Origin of the sequence: Flagellimonas aquimarina, assembly GCF_003149745.1 — a bacterium.
Classification (GTDB): Bacteria; Bacteroidota; Bacteroidia; order Flavobacteriales; family Flavobacteriaceae; genus Flagellimonas; species Flagellimonas aquimarina.
The window spans coordinates 1,154,636-1,170,568 of record NZ_QGEG01000001.1; the positions used below are offsets into that span (position 1 = coordinate 1,154,636).

At 37.2% G+C, this 15,933-nt stretch carries 11 protein-coding genes; 5 read left to right on the top strand and 6 right to left on the bottom strand.

Annotated features, from left to right (window positions below):
* The first annotated feature begins 16 nt into the window (after positions 1 to 16).
* The 3 genes from DKG77_RS05340 to DKG77_RS05350 are packed head-to-tail and all read left to right on the top strand — an operon-like array spanning position 17 to position 3,602.
* Positions 17 to 1,156 carry a TPM domain-containing protein gene (locus DKG77_RS05340; RefSeq protein WP_243414849.1) on the top strand — a complete coding sequence of 380 codons (1,140 nt, stop codon included), beginning with the start codon at positions 17 to 19 and terminating at the stop codon, positions 1,154 to 1,156.
* A 54-nt stretch (positions 1,157 to 1,210) separates the two neighbouring features.
* A complete protein-coding gene (locus DKG77_RS05345) occupies positions 1,211 to 1,420 on the top strand; it encodes an alkylphosphonate utilization protein (protein WP_109660897.1) in 210 nt (69 codons plus the stop codon).
* Between the two features lie 10 nt (positions 1,421 to 1,430).
* Positions 1,431 to 3,602, top strand: a complete 2,172-nt coding sequence (locus DKG77_RS05350; protein ID WP_109660900.1) for an acylase — start codon at positions 1,431 to 1,433, stop codon at positions 3,600 to 3,602.
* Here DKG77_RS05350 and DKG77_RS05355 read toward each other — a convergent pair whose 3' ends face one another.
* On the bottom strand, positions 3,603 to 4,244 hold the full coding sequence (locus tag DKG77_RS05355; RefSeq protein WP_109661459.1) for a hypothetical protein: 642 nt from the start codon (positions 4,242 to 4,244) through the stop codon (positions 3,603 to 3,605). It lies immediately after the preceding gene.
* 214 nt (positions 4,245 to 4,458) lie between these two features.
* The gene (locus tag DKG77_RS05360) at positions 4,459 to 5,355 is read right to left on the bottom strand and encodes a metallophosphoesterase (protein ID WP_109660902.1); all 897 of its coding nucleotides are present in this window, start codon (positions 5,353 to 5,355) and stop codon (positions 4,459 to 4,461) included.
* Between the two features lie 115 nt (positions 5,356 to 5,470).
* On the opposite strand from DKG77_RS05360, the gene DKG77_RS05365 reads away from it, so the two are divergent.
* Positions 5,471 to 7,846 (top strand): GAF domain-containing protein, encoded by a 2,376-nt coding sequence (locus tag DKG77_RS05365; RefSeq protein WP_109660904.1) that lies wholly within the window; start codon positions 5,471 to 5,473, stop codon positions 7,844 to 7,846.
* On the opposite strand, the gene DKG77_RS05370 is transcribed toward DKG77_RS05365, so the two are convergent.
* Positions 7,843 to 9,045, bottom strand: a complete 1,203-nt coding sequence (locus tag DKG77_RS05370) for a Pycsar system effector family protein (RefSeq protein ID WP_109660906.1) — start codon at positions 9,043 to 9,045, stop codon at positions 7,843 to 7,845. The two genes, DKG77_RS05365 and DKG77_RS05370, sit on opposite strands and share 4 nt — an antisense overlap.
* Positions 9,046 to 9,099: 54 nt before the next feature.
* On the opposite strand from DKG77_RS05370, the gene DKG77_RS05375 reads away from it, so the two are divergent.
* Positions 9,100 to 12,816, top strand: coding sequence for a metallophosphoesterase (locus tag DKG77_RS05375; RefSeq protein ID WP_109660908.1), 3,717 nt, complete (start codon positions 9,100 to 9,102; stop codon positions 12,814 to 12,816).
* On the opposite strand, the gene DKG77_RS05380 is transcribed toward DKG77_RS05375, so the two are convergent.
* From DKG77_RS05380 to DKG77_RS05390, 3 genes are read right to left on the bottom strand one after another with little or no spacing between them, the layout of a single operon-like run.
* Positions 12,813 to 13,673, bottom strand: coding sequence for a hypothetical protein (locus DKG77_RS05380; protein WP_109660910.1), 861 nt, complete (start codon positions 13,671 to 13,673; stop codon positions 12,813 to 12,815). The two genes, DKG77_RS05375 and DKG77_RS05380, sit on opposite strands and share 4 nt — an antisense overlap.
* 5 nt (positions 13,674 to 13,678) lie before the next feature.
* On the bottom strand, positions 13,679 to 14,569 hold the full coding sequence (locus tag DKG77_RS05385; protein ID WP_109660912.1) for a GyrI-like domain-containing protein: 891 nt from the start codon (positions 14,567 to 14,569) through the stop codon (positions 13,679 to 13,681).
* A 32-nt stretch (positions 14,570 to 14,601) separates the two neighbouring features.
* Complete coding sequence (locus DKG77_RS05390; protein WP_109660914.1) at positions 14,602 to 15,930, bottom strand: vanadium-dependent haloperoxidase; 1,329 nt, start codon at positions 15,928 to 15,930, stop codon at positions 14,602 to 14,604.
* Between the last annotated feature and the right edge of the window lie 3 nt (positions 15,931 to 15,933).

The window sequence follows — 15,933 nt, forward strand, 5'->3', positions numbered from 1 at the left end:
AGTTACTTGAAATTATATGGACATAAAATGGTGGAGGGTAAAGATCAATTCATATGAAAAGACTGCACAACATACATTATATTTAAATGTTTTTAGTGACTATAACATGGATAAAAAAACACCTTTTTATTTTTTGTTCTTGATTTCCACATACTGTTTTGCGCAACAGAACTACCTTGATTTAAGAGAAATTGTAACCGATAGCGCAAAGATATTTACAGTACAAGAATTGGAAGGGCTACAAACCAAGCTCACCAATTTTGAAGAAGAAACCACCAATCAGTTGGTTGTGCTTACCATTAAAGAACTGGGTTTTGAAACGATTGAGGAATACGCCAATAGAACCTTCAACAAAAATAAATTGGGTCAAAAAGGAAAAGACAATGGTATACTTATCCTATTTGCCCTAAACGACAGGAAAGTTAGGATTGAGGTTGGTTATGGCTTGGAACCTTATATAACAGACGCAGTTGCTTCCAATATAATAAGCAAAACCATGATTCCGCAGTTTAAGGAGTCCAACTATTTTGAGGGTATAAATCTGGCCACAGATCAGCTCGTCGAATTTCTTAACAATCCTAAAGCCCTAGAGGAGTTCAAAAATGAAGTAGATGCACACGAAAACCAGATAAATTGGGTGGTTAAGCTTATCATTGCCGTTTTCCTTTCTGTGTTCATTGCGGCCGGCGGATTTATTTTCTTTAAAGCATATTCTGGTTTAATTGAAATTTTTAGGGGAATTCTGGTTGGTAAGTTAGGTCTGCTGCAAGGCATATTCATGATGGTTTTTAGTTTGATTCAAATCCTTTTTTCATCTGTTTTTATTCTAATGCCCTTGTTCTTCGCTTCAATGGTTTTTGGCCTTGTTACGGATATGGACAACATCGAGAGCGTGTTTGAACATACTCAATGGATCTACTATATTTTGATAAGCTTTTTTGGGATCACTATTTTAATCGCTGTATTTAAAATTCTTTTAAAGGGGAAAGAAGATTTTGGCTTTTCACTTTACAAAAACGATAGGAACTATATGCGCAAAACGTTCTCATCTTCGGGCAGTCATTCTTTTGGTTCAAGCTCCGGGGGAAGTAGTTCGGGAGGATTTTCCGGAGGTGGCGGAAGTTCTGGTGGGGGCGGTGCAAGTGGAAGTTGGTAAATGCATTAGTAATTCAATGGTATTTCATTTATTTTCACGGTGTAAAGAATCAATATGGATACAAAGGACAGTAACGGGAACCTACTTGAGGATGGAGATAATGTACACGTTACCAAAGATTTAAAGATAAAAGGAATGTCCAAAACCCTTAAAAGGGGTAATGTGATAAAGAACATTAGACTAACAGGGAACCCTCAAGAAGTGGAATGCAGAGTGGGTAAGGCCCAAATTGTATTAAAGACCCAATTCTTGAAAAAAGCTTAAAAATTTTGTAATGAGAACAGTAGCGTTATTGGTTTTTTTAATAATGGTTTCTTGTGGACAAAAGCCACAGACCGAAGTCGAAGAATGGCAAGCTCATGCTGAAAATATTACGATTATCCGTGATGATTTCGGGGTGCCGCATATTTATGGTAAAACGGATGCAGATGCAGTGTTTGGGTTGTTATATGCTCAATGTGAAGATGATTTTAATCGTGTAGAGCAAAACTATATTTGGGCAACTGGTAGATTGGCAGAGGTTGAAGGTGAAGAAGCATTGTACAGTGATTTGCGCGCCCAACTTTTTATGAGTCAAGAAGAAGCAATGGCCAATTACGAAAAAAGCCCTGAGTGGCTAAAGGAATTGTGTGATGCCTTTGCAGATGGTATCAATTATTATCTACATATGCACCCTGAGGTAAAACCAAGACTATTAAGCAGATTTGAGCCGTGGATGCCCATGTATTTTAGTGAAGGTTCCATTGGTGGTGATATTGAGCGCATTCGAACAAGCAAGATAAAGGCGTTCTACGAAAGTGGAATGGAGATTCCAGAGATGGAAGAATTGAAATTAAAAAAGGAAGAGGAGATGGCAGAGCCTCAAGGATCTAATGGGATTGCCATTTCAGGAAAATTGACAGCATCTGGCAATGCCATGTTATTGATAAACCCACATACGTCATTTTATTTTAGAGGTGAGGTACATGTAGTTTCTGAAGAAGGGTTGAACGCTTACGGCGCGGTAACTTGGGGGCAGTTTTTTGTGTATCAAGGCTTTAATGAAAAGACCGGATGGATGCATACTTCAACTTATACAGATGTGATGGATGAGTTCAAGGAAACCATAGTGAAAAACGATGATAAGTTGTTTTATCAATATGGTGAAGAACTAAGGCCTGTTAAAACATCGGAAGTAACATTAAAATATAAAGAGGGTGATGCAGTCAAGGAAAATACCTTTCCAATGTACCACACCCATCACGGACCAATAACTCATGCAGTAGATAAGCAATGGACAGCGTCTGCGATGATGTGGGAACCGGTAAAAGCATTGGAGCAATCATATATCCGTACCAAGAAAAATGGCTATAATGGATTTAGAGAAATGATGGATATCCGTACCAACTCTTCCAACAATACGGTCTATGCAGATGCCGAAGGTAATATTGCCTATTTCCATGGAAACTTTATTCCAAAAAGAGATACTATTTTCAATTACAGAGAACCGGTTGATGGAAGCAATCCTAAAACTGATTGGCAGGGTTTGCATTCGGTGGACGAGAACATTCTGGTATTGAACCCTGAAAACGGTTGGATTCAGAATTGTAATTCCACACCATATACATCTGCTTTGGAATTCAGTCCAAAGAAAGAGGATTATCCAAATTATATGTCCATAGATAGAGAGAACTTTAGAGGGGTACATGCCATTGGTCTATTAAAAGGTAAAAGTGGCTTTACTTTGAACAGCTTGATTGAACTTGGGCATGACCCGTACTTACCTGCTTTTGAAGCTTTGATTCCTGGATTGATTGAGGCGTACTATGACCATCATGACAGAAATCCAAAATTGCAGAGCCCCATAGATACTTTAGCAGATTGGGATTTTAAGACCTCAAAAGAATCTATTGCAATGACTTTGGCACATTATTATGGAACTAAAAGTTATCAAAAAGCAGATAGGCCAGAAGGGATGACCCCAATGCAATTGATTGAATATTGGGGAAGTGAATCCCCTCAAAACGAAAAACTGGCACTTTTTGAAGAGGTAATTGACCAATTGCAAGCAGATTTTGGAACATGGAAAATGCCTTGGGGAGAGGTTCATCGTTACCAAAGGTTAAATGGAGATATTCGTCAACCTTTTGATGATGCCAAACCCAGTATTCCAATTGGTTTTGCCAGTGGGCGATGGGGAGCCTTGGCCGCCTATGGTGCTCGTTATAATAATAACACTAAGAAGATTTATGGAACTCGAGGTAACAGTTTTGTGGCTGCAGTTGAGTTTGGAGAAAAAGTAAAGGCAAAAACGATTTTAGCTGGTGGTCAAAGTGGGAATCCAAGTTCCCCACATTTTGATGATCAAATACAAATGTATGCGAAGGTTAACTGGAAAGATGCAGCGTACTATAAGGAAGATGTGCTAAAAAGAGCGGTAAAAACTTATAAGCCTGGGGGGGAATAATTATTCCTCCTCTTTAATTACAATAAGGCTTGCTTTGGATCCTGTAGAAAGATTCCATCTGTTATTATGAATTACTTGTCCTTTTTCATCGGCAATTACAACTTGTGCCGTATTAGGACCTGATGATCCTTGGTTGAGCGCTTCAAAATCAAGACGGTTAAAGCCTTTTATCAAATCAATATTAATTCCTTTGAAAGAACCTGATAGCAAAATATTATGTTCTACAACCTCTCCATTGAGGTATATTTTAACTCGATCACCATCTACATATTCATGATCTCTGCAAACCACACCAATAAACTTTGCTGTAGTTTTTAAATCTCCTAAATATTGATCGCCAAAATGTTCTTTAGAACCTTTTTTTTCTTTTTCTCCCACTTTTGGATCAATGACCAAGTCATGGCCGGCTTGCAACAACTCCTTATCTGGCAACATTTTTACTCCGGGCTTGTTGTTTTTGGAAGTTAAATTCTCATCAATAACAGAAGGTATACGCAATGAGGTGCCCTGATTAGCAGGCTTTATATCCAGATTGTTTCGTTCCCCAACCTTAAGAGGGCGGGTGGTGGGGATATCCCCCTGCGCTTGCAGTGTAGTGACCCCCAAAACAAAACTGGCAAGTAGAAAAACAAGTTTTTTCATAGCAACTTGGTCGATACGTTGCTTTAAAGTTAACAAATACCTTGCCATCTTGGTGGTAAAAGGAAGTTAAATCGTTAATCTACGATCATTCCATTTTTTGGTATAACAAAGAGAATTGGTCATATATAAAATGACAAGAATAATGGGCGTAACATTAAGTGGAGCAAAGATAGCACGTAACAGAAGCTTTTTTATTCATGGGTCGCTTCTAGAGTTAGTTGTCTATATAATCCACTAGTTTTTCAGGGCCTTCCAATAGTATTCTTACTATTTGAAGTGTACCATCTGGTTTTGTGGCTATCTGCCATTTTATCAAAGAAATATTACCGCCTTCAATTTCTATTCCAGTAATACTTCTGGGGTGCACACAACTACCATCATTAAAAAAAGGAATTTGCCCTGGTTCAGGAAAACGCGGACGATGCGTGTGTCCTGCAATTGTAATCCTTAAGTTGTTTTTTAAAATCCACCGTTTAATGCGCCTTTCAATCCTAATAAGCTCTTTGTAATTTTTTGCTGGACTTGTAGGATCGGCAATGCCAACAACCTGCAAAGGTTTCCATAAGACCCGAACCAAAAAACGGCCAATACGCCAACAAACGTAGTTCCACCAATCTGCTTGGTGGCCATGGGTGCAGAACAGTTCTTGTTGTGTTTCTTTGTGTTTAAGAATTAAAGCTTCATGGTAGGTTATGCCTTCAAAGAGCTCTTTGTCAGAATCGTCTATAGGTTCAAAATAACTGGATAAATGTTTGTCAACATATGACTTATCTCTATATACCATATCATGGTTGCCCCATAACATGTACAACCTGTTTTCCAGATGAAACTGTCTTAATAGTTGAAAAACATTCTTATGTGCTTCAAATATGGATTCAAAACTGATATTTTCCCAAAGCTCATCTCCATCACCAAGCTCGCAATAGTTAAAACCTTCTCTATAGTAATGGTTCAATGCATGAAAATAGATGTTTCGGTTGTTGGCAAAATCATCAGCAAAACTATTATCTCCTCTATGGCAGTCGCTAAAAAGAATAAATTTGTCTCTATCATCAAAAGGAATGATTTTGGCATTTTGATAAGCACGGTCTAACCTTGTATAGGAGGACATTCAGGAAATTTTACTAAATATCCAAAAAATGTGGACAAATCCATAAAGATTCCCTTAACAACTGTGCATTTTTTCTTTTTGTAACTTTACAGGCTAAACCTCGACTAACTGGTGTATGACGGAGAATTACAATGCTGAAAGCCCTATGTTGCAATTTGTAAGTTTCAATAAGCTATTGGAACATTATGACGAGCAGCTGAAAAGCAAGGATAAATATCTTGCGGACAGGGCAAAATATGTTTTGGAAGCCCAAGCTTCTTTTCCAGAGTTAAGGGAGGGCTTTAATGATGTTGCGTTATTAGAGAAACACAAGGATATTATTAGCATTATTCTTGCGGATACTTTTTCTCCAGTTTTGACGAAGAATGAAATTAAAACTGCATCTACGCCTTTTGAAAATATAGTTTTCAATTCGTCGGAACGTTTTCAGAATATTTTGAAAAATGCAGGAGAAGGATTTGAATTGGAAATCCGCAATCTTCCCATGGATATCAATTATATCATGAAATGTACCGTGGTGCTAAATTTTTACTATGGGTTTAAAATGGACTTTAAACGCCCATTGTTTTATGATATTCCAGATACAAACGGTGTTATGCGACACTATAGAATTCTGTACAATGCAGATTTTATGGAAATAATACCAACGGAAAATTCTAAAGAGCTTAGCCAAGAAGATGTTGATGAACTGTTGGAGAATTTTGATAATGTGGATTTATGGAAAGAGAAAATTCCACCAAACAGTTTTATATCCAAAGGCTTTGTGATTTCCAATATGTTTGATGTTACCGCCGAACATTCTATTTCTGAAATAAAGTCGACACTAATTGGCAGTAATAAAAGAGGGACGGAAAACTTTATGGAAAGTTTTCAAGACACTTTTAGATCACTTTTTAACCTTAAAAAAATTAAAGTTGGCTTTGCTGGTTATGACTGTAACGCAAATCGATTTCTAAAAATATACGGGAAAGGAATAGAAAGCTATATCCTAAAAGGTAAAGAAATGGAATCTTGCGATGATATGCTTTGTGGATATTCCCATGGCAAATTGTTTGATGACAATACCTACTTCGCTATTTCCAATGTTGAAAAGTATTTTGAAAAATCCGGAGGCACCCAACAGCCTTACAAGAATTTACATGAACAAGGAATAAAAAGTGCCATACTTGCCCCTATTGCGGATAATGGCAACCTTTTAGGTGTGTTGGAGCTGGTATCGTATAAGGTAAACGAGTTGAACAGTGTAAATGCAAATAAGTTAGATGATGTAATGCCATATATCGTCTCTGCCGTATTAAGATCCATTGAAGAAGAGGAAAACCTTGTAGATGCTATTATCCAACATGAGTGCACAACGGTTCACTCATCTGTTTATTGGAAATTTCAAGAGGAGGCAAAACGTTTTATGGCCGATGAACTTGTTGGGAATAGACCAATTTTTAAGGAAATTGTTTTCAAAGACGTATACCCACTATATGGCCAAATAGATATCAAGGATTCCTCAAAGGAGCGCAATCTTTCAATTCAGAGAGATTTGATGATACAGCTTTCTGAAATCAATGGTGTCCTGCAAGAAGCCATTAAAAAATATGAGCTTCCCATTTATGAGGAATTGATGTTTAGGGTAAACACCTATCTAGAGGAAGTTAAAGAAGCACTTTATACCCATACTGAACAGGCAATCTTTGATTTTGTAAAAGAAGAAATTGTGCCTGTGTTTTTACATTTAAAAAAGGAAGATAAGGAACTAAAGCATTTCATTGATGTTTATGAGGCACAGATAGACCCTGCCACTGAGTCTTATTATGACCATAGGCGTAATTATGATGATAGTGTAATGGAAGCCAATTTGCAATTAGCATCTTTATTGGATGAAAAACAGCTGGACGCCCAAAAAATGTTTCCACATTATTTTGAACGCTATAAAACGGATGGGGTGGAGCACAACATGTACATTGGCAGTTCTATAGCCAATGACAGGAATTTTGATCAACTTTATCTAAGTAATTTAAGGTTGTGGCAGCTTCAGGTTATGTGCGATATGGAGAACAAATATTACGCGTTAAAACCTAAACTACCAGTTAAACTGGATGTAGCCTCTTTGATTTTGGTCTATAGTACTTCTTTGGCGATTCGTTTTAGAATGGATGAAAAAAGATTTGATGTAGATGGCACTTACAATGCCAGATACGAAATTATTAAAAAACGTATAGACAAATCTTATATTAAAGGAACAAACGAAAGATTGACCCAAAAAGGTAAGTTGGCCATTGTATATTCCCAAAGAAAAGATGAAAAGGAATATATGCGCTATATAAAGTTTTTAAAAGCAAAAGGTTACTTCACCAATAATATAGAAATTGTAGAGCTAGAAGGGCTTCAAGGGGTTACGGGACTCAAAGCAATTAGAGCCGAAATTTTGTACACAAAGGATACAAAATCTGAACGCACATATACCTATGAGGATTTAATGGAAGAGCTAAAATCCTAGTTCAGAGATGCAAGATTTTCTGGTTGACCAAAAAAGTGAAATGCCAATCCAAATGCGATTACGGATATCACAATTCCAATAATAAAAATGGTATAGGTCAATCGTAAGATTTTGTATTTTCTGTTGAGAACGAGCCCAAGAAAATACAGATCCTTGGTGAGCGAAGAATAAATGTATTCCTTGTCTTTGACCAATTCTTGAATGGCCCATTCATAGTCCTTTAAACTCATTTTATGAAAGTTGCCAAAAAACAGCAGGTTTACCTTTTTATCGGCCACATCCTGTTTGGTAAACTCCCCACTGGTTACATTGGGCCTTGTGGCTAAAACCGCCAATATCATAGAGACAACGCTAAAAGTGATAAAAATAGCTGTAGGGTATATTAAATAGGTATTTGAAGGATTATCTAGTTTAGGTATAAGATTAGATAGAGCAACTGAAATAATAATGGCATTTACAGACAATAGGATATTGGCTTTGGTATCGGCAATGTCACTTAATGTCAAATGGTTTTTAAGGGTAACCCTAAAAAGTGTTTGAATACCGCGATCGGGACTTTCACTTTTATACTTAGCCTTCAAGGCTTCCTTCTTGGCAATTTCCTTTTCGGTCTTTTTTTCCTTGATCAATTGTTTTAGGTTGCGCTGTTTTGCCTCATCCCAATTTTCTTTAGCGTAATCTGTATAAAACTGATGCTCGTTTCGGAACATCTTTATGTTTTCATCTCGCCACTCTTTGTTTGAATATGTGGCAACTCCCAATTCCTGTAATTCTTCTTTTAAATAGTCGGTTGTTTCCCAATAACTTTTTTGGGCAAAATGTGAAGCATCTGCATCTCTTATGATTTCTTGATGAAGAGTTTTTGGCTCATGGTATCTTTTTGTTGCCATGATACAAGCACAAATCTGTTCAATACCTGTTGGATCGTAATCGTTCTCTTTAAGAAATGCCGTGGCTATTTTGCAACTTGCTTCTTCATGGTTTTCAATACTTTTGGTGTAACCAGTATCATGAAACCAAGCGGCCAATAGGAGCTTTTCACTTTCCAAATCCTCAAGATTATAAAAATTGAGTAATTCTTTAGTACTTTTAACTACACGCTGGGTATGGCGCAAATTGTGGTATAAAAAATTTGGATCAAGTTTATTTTCCAAGATTTCTGATACAAAACGTTCAGCTTTTTCAACAATTTCCGACATATACAGTACTTTGAATTCTCCAAAATACGAAATTTTGGAAATAACCTCAGTCGTATGAAAAAACATTACTTACTTATACTTTTATTGACCATTGTATCTAGTTGTGCCACTTATGAGGCAAAGTACGCCGTACCGTTCAATGACAATAAAACTTTGAATGCTAAAGAAGTTGAGCACACCTTTTATTTAATTGGTGATGCAGGTAAATCACCAGTGGGTGATTTAAATCCGGCACTTAAAATATTTAAATCCAAATTACAAGAAGCAAATCAGAATAGTACAACCATTTTTTTAGGGGATAATATTTATCCAGCGGGCTTTCCCAGCAAAAAAGATGATCCATCTGGTCATGAGTTGGCAAAAAATCATTTGGATGCACAATTGAGCACAGTAAAAGAATTCAAGGGAAAAACAGTTTTTATTCCTGGCAATCACGATTGGTATAGCAAAGGGCTAGAAGGATTGGAAAGAGAGGAAAAATATATTCAAAAAGCTTTGGATAGCAAGAAGGTGTTTTTTCCGGACAATGGGTGCCCTATAGAAAAAATCAAAGTAAGTGAAAATATAGTGGTAATCGCTATTGACACCGAATGGTATTTGACCAATTGGGACAAGCACCCAACCATGAACGATGATTGTGAAATAAAGGACAGAGGAAGATTTTTTGAAGAATTGGAGGGGCTTATCAAAAAAAATGTGGATAAAACCACCATAATTGCAATGCATCATCCGGCATTTACCTATGGTTCCCATGGCGGACAGTTTTCATTCAAAGAACATATTTTTCCTGTTGGGGGTAATGTGCCAATCCCTTTTTTGGGAACGTTGGGTAATCTGCTAAGAAAAACCTCTGGCGCTTCAATTACAGATTTGCAAAACAAGATGTACAATCAATTGAAGAACCGCTTGGTAACCTTGGCACAATATTCTGAAAAAGTAATTTTTGCTTCAGGACATGAACATACGCTTCAATATATAGTTGAGGAAAACACACCTCAGATAGTTAGTGGGTCTGGAGCAAATAAGGGTTATACCCGTCTACTCAACGGAAGTAAATTTTCTACAGGTCAAATGGGTTATGCTATTTTAAAAGTGTATAAAGATGGTTCTTCTGAAGTGGAATTTTATGGTATTGGAGCTAGTGGGACTGAAGAATTATTATATAGTTCAGAAGTGTTGACTTCAAATAAAAAGAAAGTGGCCAAGAATTATAGTGATACTTTTCCTGCTGAGATGGAGGCATCTATTTATTCCGATGAAGAGATAGATAAAACAGGTTTCCATAAATGGCTTTGGGGTGACCGTTATAGAAAATACTATGCTACCAAAGTAAAAGCGCCAACAGTGCGCTTAGATACCTTGTTCGGCGGACTCAGTGTCGTAAGAAAAGGTGGGGGAAATCAATCTAACTCATTAAGGCTTGAACATAAAGATGGCAGGCAGTTTGTAATGCGAGCACTTAGAAAAAGTGCAGAACGCTATTTACAGGCCATTGCTTTTCAGGAACAGTACATTATTGGGGATTTTGAGGACTCTTTTACAGAAAGACTGTTAATGGATTTTTATACAGGGGCTCACCCATATGCTCCATTTGCACTGGGACCACTTTCAGATGCTGTGGGCATATATCATACAAATCCCAAATTATACTATATACCCAAGCAAAATGCACTTGGAGATTACAATTCGGATTTTGGCGGGGAGCTTTATATGATTGAAGAACATGTTTCTGAAGGGCATGGAGCACTAGCAAGTTTTGGTTACTCAAATAAGATTGAAAGCACCTATAATTTAATCAACAAGTTGCGTGAAGATGAAGAGTATAGTATTGATAAAAAAGAGTATGTAAAAGCACGTTTGTTTGATATGCTGATTGGTGATTGGGATCGTCATGTGGATCAATGGAGGTGGGTAGAGTTTAAAGATGAAGACGGAAATAAGGTTTTTAGGCCATTTCCAAGAGATAGGGACCAAGCTTTTTCAATTTGGGGAGATGGTGCGTTGATGTCGTTTGCGTCAAGAACTGTACCCTCCTTGCGAATTTTTGAAGGATTCAATGAAGAAATACGCAGTGTAAAAGGGTTTAATTCATCACCAAGAACTTTCGCCTTGGATATGGCGCTGCTTTCAGAAACAGATATGGATTTGTGGATAGCACAAGCAAAGCTGATTCAGGAAAAAATAGATGAATCGGTAATTGATGATTCGTTCTCCGCTTTTCCTAAAGAAGTTAATGATGAGACGGTTTCCAATTTTAAGGCCATATTATTAAAAAGAAAGCAAAATCTTATAAATACAGCACAAGAATACTTTAGGGTAATTAACAAATATAGCGTTGTTACCGGCACGGACAAGGATGACCATTTCGTAATTAGTTCATTGGAAAATGGAAGTTTGGATGTTAAAGGATATCGAATAAAAAACGGAAAGAAAAAAGATTTGTTTTTTGAAAAAACATATTCCCCGGAATTTACCAAAGAAGTTTGGGTATATGGGTTGGATGACGACGATATTTTTGAGGTGAACACAAAGTCTTCTAAAGTAAAAGTCAGAATTGTAGGAGGACAAAACAATGATGTATATAAGATAGCTGAGAAGTCTAAAAAAGTACACACCTATGACTTTAAAGCAAAAAAGAACACCTATGATGAGGCATTTGGGGGTGTAGTTCATGAAATAAATGACTATGATACCAACACGTACGAATTTTTAAAAGTAAAGGCCAGCAACAATCAACTGTTGCCATCTCTAGGGTTTAATCCAGATGATGGGTTTAGAATTGGTTTGACCGATACCTACACTTTTAATGGGTTTAGACAAAATCCTTTTACACAACAACACACGTTTAATGCAGCCTTTTACTTTGCTACAAATGGATTTGATTTTGGTTATAATGGAGAGTTTGCAAATGTTTTTGAAAATGTAAATTTAGAATTGAACGCAAGGTTTACCAGTCCTAATTTTACAATCAATTTCTTTGGATTTGGAAATGAGACCGAAAACAATGATGATGATGAACCCTTGGGCCTAGATTTCAATAGGGTTAGATTAAGAACTCTAAAATTTGCTCCTTCATTGGTTTGGCGCGGATATTTAGGTTCTAAAGTAAGGTTGGGTGTTTCCTACGAGGACATAGAGGTGGAAGAAACAGAAGATAGATTCATTAATCAATTTTACGTTCAGAACGGCGAGGAGAACGAGCAAAGTTTCTTTGGAGTGGATGCAGAATATAGTTACTCCAATACGGACAATGAAGCTTTTCCAACAATGGGAATGAGTTTTTCTTTGCATGGAGGGTATAAGACCAATTTAAACGATTCTGGTAGGGCGTTTGGGTTTATAGTGCCCAGCTTATCCATAGATCATAAAATCTGCTCTGATGGTAGATTGGTTTTGGCCACAAAGATTAAGGGACACTTTAATATTGGAGATGATTTTGAGTTTTATCAAGGCGCCAGTATTGGCGCAAATGATGGGTTAAGAGGATTCCGTTTCCAACGATTTACAGGAAAAACCGCCTATTATCAAAACACAGATTTGCGGTACAGTTTTAGAAAGCGCCAAACTGGAGTGTTACCTGTTACCCCTGGCATTTTTGGAGGATTTGATTATGGAAGAGTTTGGTTTCCTGGAGATTCTTCAGACAAATGGCATAATTCTTATGGGGGAGGCTTTTTTGTAAACGGTGCGGATATTCTGTCCGCTAACTTCGGATTTTTTAATAGTTCGGATGGTCCACGATTTGCTTTTGGAGTAGGATTTGGTTTCTAATCAATCAGATAAGAATACAGGTTCCTTCCCTTAGTCTTGGATTGTTCATCCGCTATCAACAATGTTCTGTTGTCCACAAAGCAGATAGACTCTTGCTGTGTTCTATGCTTTACATCTATGGTGCGGAGAGAGCCTTTTGTAAAATCATCCGAGCTAAAATCGGTAAACAACCATATAAAACCAGAACCTAATAATACTACCTTTTTTCCATCAGGAGAGATATCTGCCCCCGTAATAGAGCAGAATTGCGGGTCTTTGCAGGCAGTAAATTCCCCTATCAGCGTTGCTTGGTGAGAGCCTATGACAGCTGGAACTTTATAAATTAACGCTTTTCCGGTATATGGCCTTGTTCTGTTTTTTGTGATGAGATATAAGAAGTTATCCTTGTAAAAAAATGCTTCACAATCAAACATCAATTTTGATTTCTTTGGCGGGAATTTCTCTTGCTGGGGGTACTCAAAGGTTATTTTTTCCGCTTTTATTTTATTGCCGGTTTGGTTATCGGGATTTGGTAATTTATAGATTGAAAGATTTTTTCGTTCGTTTGCGTTGTTTCCAAAATTGCCTATGTATAAATTGCCTTTTTCATCTTTGGCCAAATCTTCCCAATCATGATTTTTTGCATTTTCAACTTTGAGCTTCTTTACCAGATTGCCCTTAAGGTTAATTGCATAGATGTGATCTTTGTTTCCATTGTCCTCTATTACCCAGGCTATGGAATCATTGACAGAGGCAATACCAGAAACCTCGTTGAGTTTTGATGGAAGTTTTCCTAAATAAGTTAAATCCCCGTAGTAGGGTTTTTGAGCACATCCTTGAAGGAAGACCAATATTAAGAAAACGGTTACTTTATTCATTGTGGCTATTTAATTGGCATGAATATTTCAGCTTTCCATTTCAGTTCATCTCCTCCCATGCTTGGGTTGTCATAAAAGATTTCCACAGGTGTATTGGCCACTTCAATGTTGTGTTTTTCTGCATACTTTAAAAGCAGGTACCAAGCCCTGTCTGAAGTTATATAATTTCCATTATATATTGCCTTTAAAGCTTTTGACCCTTTAAATTCCTTGTACTTTATTTCATCGTTCAGCGGTAAAGAATCTGATTCTATGACCGGATAGCAAAAATTGTACTCGATACTATCATTTTCCATATCCCATTTTGTTATTTCTACAAATGGGGTGCCTTCGGCCGCAATGTTATAGTTATCTACAAACCCACTTAGAAATGGAAATTCTCGCATCATTTCAAAGGCCTTTTCAGATTGCGAACCCTTAACGGTAAGATATGCGCAGAAAGTAGATTTTAACTCATCTTCACCAACTATGCTCACCCTAAATTTTTTAATATGATCGTTAAGGTATTGATTAAAGCTGATAAGATTTTTTTTAGATCTTTTTTCCAATACTGTTGAGGTAAATGGAATCATGACTTTGTTCATGAAGCTGTTGTTTAAGTCCGTAACTTTTACCTTAACCTTTGAAGTAGAGTCTGTGACAGGAATGATTTCCCAATTATAGTTGATTATGGAGTCATTGAATTTCAGTTGTTGTTCAAGATTTAATAGTCCATCCTGTTTTATTGGAATATTGGATTGCATTCGTTTATCCCAACTTTTTATGGTTTGATTAATTGCGCCAGGAAAAGTATTGGCCGTAAACGTTATTTGATAATCATTGGGTTTTACAAAAAGGTACCATCCTAGAACAACAATTACCATTGCAGTTACTAACAAAGAAATTTTTTGTTTCATTAGTATTCTAATTGTATTGAGGAGTTAAAGAATTATTTAGTCATTTTAAGTTTGTCCATAACAAATCTGCCCAAATCACGTCCTTGTTTTACTCCAACATTCACTGCTTTTCTGTAGTGAATTCCACCATACATTCTGCTTATGGCAGCTTCGTCTGCTGCTTGTTTAAAGGAAGTGAACGAACGAACGGGAAGTCCGTAAGGAACCTCGGTATCGTCATCAAAAGCAAAATCATCTCCAAAAATATCGGTGAGAGCAACTGCGGCTGCACCAGATACCACGCTGTGTCCGCTGGTATATTCAGGAAATGGAGGTGTTTGTAAAATAGGGACCCAATTTTCATCTATGTGCTCATTGATGAGTGTTTCTGGTCGTACTAGATTACTTCTGTATTTTTCATCCCAGCAGCTTATGAAAGCATCCATCATGGCAATCGAAGCTTTGGTATAGGCATAAACAGTTTTGCCCACATCAGCATTGGATTTTCTACTGGCAATTTTTGTTATGCCGATCCAGTGCGCTCCTGGAGTAATTTTTTTGGTTGCAAACATTAAATGACCCCTAGTGACGGATACATAAGGATTACAGTCCCAAAATTGAGCGATCTCAACTTCTTCTGAATCATCGCCAGCAGTGGTTATTTGATTGCTAATGTCGTATACTTCCTTTAGTTCTTTGAAGAAGTCAGAATCTTCTTCCATAGAAAATGGAGGAGGTGGAGTGGGCTTAAACTGACTCGCAGAGTCTATGACCAAAGGGCGTATTTTGTTCCAGTGGGGTTCAATTCCGGCCATGTAAGCTGGTGGAGTTGGTTGCCATCTTGATGGATTGTCCGTATTAACCGTAAACTTGGGCATGGTACGGGTCTGACTGTAATTATCTTCGTTCATCCATGTTGCAATATGCTCAGCAACTTCTAGGCCGTAGGATTTTGAGTTATTGAATTCCTCAGCATTTTTTCCTTCCCAAATGGAGTACAGACTGTCTCTGTAAACTTCGATTCTATCTTCAGAAAAAATAAGACGCTTACTTAGCTCTATATGTGCAATTAAAGCGGCCAATTCATGATTAATAGCTTCACCTCCTTTTGGAGTTGGAATTGCTTTTAAACCTCTAACCTGATTGGCCAAAGACAGGTATTCATTTTCTTGTAATGCCAAAATCTCAAAAGCGGCTATGTTTGGATAAGCAAATATTCTACTTGCCACAGGTGGAGAAAAAATATCATGTATCATTACCTCTGTTACCTTGTCAACTGAGCCATGAAAATCTTCAGGGGTAATAGTGATTGGTTGACTTTCTTTTGTACAAGAAAAAAGAAAAGCTGTAAATAGAAGTAGTAAGCTGATTTGTCCTTTCATCAT